Here is a 2,706-nt window from a genome sequence, read left to right on the forward strand (position 1 = left end):
GTTCAATGACAGATGGTTATGACTGCTATCAAAATGCACTGGCTGAGAGAGTAAACGGTATTCTTAAAAACGAATACTTGTTAATGAAACCAAATAACCTAAATGAGGCAAGGGAAATGGTAAAACAATCAGTCGATTTATATAATCAACAAAGGCCACATTCGGCCTTAAAATACAAAACGCCCGATGAAATTCATCAGGCGTTTTAATCAAAAAAGTGTCAACCCATACTAGGATGGGTCAGTGGATTACCAGTAGATATTACTTTTCAGGTGGTGTGTAGCCATCAATAACAACATCTTCACCTTCAAATAAGAAGGCAACCATAGCCTGTTCAATCACTTTTCTGTCATCCACATTCATCATATTCAATTTCTTTTCATTGATTAACATGGTCTGTTTCGACTGCCAAAGTGCCCAAGCTTCTTTAGAGATATTGTCAAAAATGCGTTTTCCCAATTCACCAGGGTAAAGCTGAAAATCTAAGCCATCGGCTTCTTTTTTTAAATACTGACATTGAACTGTTCGAGACATAAAACAAACCTTAATTTAGGATAACGACACTAATTGTGAAATTTCTTCGAGTATTTTAGCAGTTGGCGTAGAGATACCAAAATCTCTTTTTTCATCAACTTGATACCAAGTACTATCTGCCTCAGAAATACTTTGAGGCAAGTTTTCAAGCTCAACTAAGACAGGAGTGATGTGTAAGTGAAAATGCGAAAATGTATGACGAAACCCCGTAAGTTCACGACTTTTGATCACATTAAGCGCTTGAGTCGCATGGCTTTGCTCTAATTCATCTAACGACTCAAACTCTGAAAAAGCATACAGGCCGCCCCATAACCCACTACTAGGTCGTTTAATTAAATACACTTGGTGCTGATACTTTAAGATCTGCATAAAGGTATGTTTTTCAGGTAGTACTTTCTTTGGTTTTGGTTGCGGGTATTGTTTTTGTAAACCTTGAGCTTTGGCAAAGCAAGTTTCAGCAACAGGGCATTGTTCACAAAGTGGTTTAGAGCGTTTACACACTGTCGCGCCAATATCCATCATTGCTTGATTAAAATGATGAGTATCTTTACTAGGTGTCACCTCTTTAGCAAATTCCCATAGCTTATCCTGAACCTTCTTATTGCCGGTCCAGCCGTCAACTAGATAATGTCTGGCTAAAACTCTTTTAACATTACCATCTAATATTGCATGAGGCTGCTGCAATACTGAAGATAGAATAGCGCCAGCAGTAGATAAACCAATACCAGGCAATGCATGTACTTGCTCGAGTTCAGTGGGGAATTCACCGTATTGCGCTATCATAGTCTTAGCTGCTTTTAGCAAATTGCGTCCCCGAGCGTAATAGCCAAGTCCAGTCCAATGCGCGAGTACTTCGTCTTCTTGTGCAGCGGCTAAATCGGCAAGAGTTGGAAAACGATCAATAAATTTTTCAAAATACGGTATTACAGTAGTAACTTGGGTTTGCTGCAACATCACTTCAGAAACCCAAACTTTATAAAGAGTTTTATCTTGTTGCCAAGGGAGGTTTTTACGACCGTGAAGGTGATACCAAGCGAGAACTCTGCTGGCAAAATCATTCATATTTATAGCTAACTTCGTCTGTTTGCGCGCAGGATATATTATTTTTTCACCTAACTATAGCCTTAACCTCAGGGTATGACTAAAATACGCGCCAATTTAGCTATCCCTATAGGTAACTCTCAATATGTCAGATGCATCAAAAGATCGCTTAGAAAAAGCAATCGAAGAAGGTAAACGAATCCGAACTGTAAAAAGTTTTGTTCTTAGAGAGGGACGTTTGACTAAAGGGCAAGAAGCCGCTTTAAACCAACACTGGCCTGAAAAAGGCATTGATTATAAAAACGAGCAACTTGATTTAGCTGCAGCATTTAACCGCGATGCCCCTGTTGTACTGGAAATTGGTTTTGGCATGGGTGCATCTTTAGTTGAGATGGCTAAAAACGAAGCCGATAAGAACTTTATCGGAATTGAGGTTCACAAGCCCGGTGTTGGTGCATGTTTAAAAACAGCAGAAGAAGAAGGCGTTGATAATATTCGCCTATTTGAACATGACGCAGTAGAAGTACTTAAAAATATGATCCCTGATGGGTCATTGGCTCGCATTCAATTATTTTTCCCTGATCCTTGGCATAAAAAACGTCATCACAAACGCCGCATTGTGCAACCTGAGTTCGTTGAGCAACTAAGACAAAAATTAGCAATTGGTGGGGTTTTCCACATGGCAACTGACTGGGAAAACTATGCAGAGCACATGTTAGAAGTAATGTCTGTGGCACCTGGTTACAAAAACCAATCGGAACAACAAAACTATGTTCCTCGCCCAGACAACCGCCCATTAACAAAGTTTGAGCAACGCGGCCACAGATTAGGCCACGGCGTTTGGGACTTGATGTTCGAACGCGTGAGCTAAAAGTAAATTTAACCCTTTGACCCATCCTAGTATGGGTTGACACTTTTTTGATTAAAACGCCTGATGAATTTCATCGGGCGTTTTGTATTTTAAGGCCGAATGTGGCCTTTGTTGATTATATAAATCGACTGATTGTTTTACCATTTCCCTTGCCTCATTTAGGTTATTTGGTTTCATTAACAAGTATTCGTTTTTAAGAATACCGTTTACTCTCTCAGCCAGTGCATTTTGATAGCAGTCATAACCATCTGTCATTGAAC

The 2,706-nt window shown here is 39.7% G+C and carries 5 protein-coding genes; 2 read left to right on the plus strand and 3 right to left on the minus strand.

Going from position 1 to position 2,706, the window contains the following annotated elements; translation table 11 throughout:
* The coding region (locus HR060_RS18980) for an integrase core domain-containing protein (RefSeq protein WP_174198709.1) at nucleotides 1-209 on the plus strand (209 nt) is incomplete at its 5' end.
* 52 nt (nucleotides 210-261) lie between these two features.
* Here the strand turns inward: HR060_RS18980 and HR060_RS18985 are convergent.
* Both HR060_RS18985 and mutY read right to left on the minus strand, forming a co-directional pair.
* Nucleotides 262-534 (minus strand): oxidative damage protection protein, encoded by a 273-nt coding sequence (locus tag HR060_RS18985; RefSeq protein WP_174201844.1) that lies wholly within the window; start codon nucleotides 532-534, stop codon nucleotides 262-264.
* A gap of 15 nt (nucleotides 535-549) precedes the next feature.
* The gene (mutY, locus tag HR060_RS18990; protein WP_174201845.1) at nucleotides 550-1,596 is read right to left on the minus strand and encodes an A/G-specific adenine glycosylase; all 1,047 of its coding nucleotides are present in this window, start codon (nucleotides 1,594-1,596) and stop codon (nucleotides 550-552) included.
* Between the two features lie 124 nt (nucleotides 1,597-1,720).
* Here mutY and trmB point away from each other — a divergent pair, with 124 nt between their 5' ends.
* Nucleotides 1,721-2,446: a tRNA (guanosine(46)-N7)-methyltransferase TrmB gene (trmB, locus tag HR060_RS18995; protein WP_174201846.1), complete on the plus strand. Its 726-nt coding sequence runs from the start codon at nucleotides 1,721-1,723 to the stop codon at nucleotides 2,444-2,446.
* Nucleotides 2,447-2,497: 51 nt separating this feature from the next.
* Here the strand turns inward: trmB and HR060_RS19000 are convergent.
* A partial coding sequence (locus tag HR060_RS19000) for an integrase core domain-containing protein (protein ID WP_174198709.1) occupies nucleotides 2,498-2,706 on the minus strand: 209 nt, incomplete at its 5' end.

It is taken from the genome of Marinifaba aquimaris (genome assembly GCF_013328345.1).
Taxonomy (GTDB): domain Bacteria; phylum Pseudomonadota; class Gammaproteobacteria; order Enterobacterales; family Alteromonadaceae; genus Marinifaba; species Marinifaba aquimaris.

Excerpts from the sequence above, each read along its gene's own strand:
- HR060_RS18985 (WP_174201844.1), bottom strand. The coding sequence starts at position 534 with ATGTCTCGAACAGTTCAATGTCAGTATTTAAAAAAAGAAGCCGATGGC.
- mutY (WP_174201845.1), bottom strand. The coding sequence starts at position 1,596 with ATGAATGATTTTGCCAGCAGAGTTCTCGCTTGGTATCACCTTCACGGT.
- trmB (WP_174201846.1), top strand. The coding sequence starts at position 1,721 with ATGTCAGATGCATCAAAAGATCGCTTAGAAAAAGCAATCGAAGAAGGT.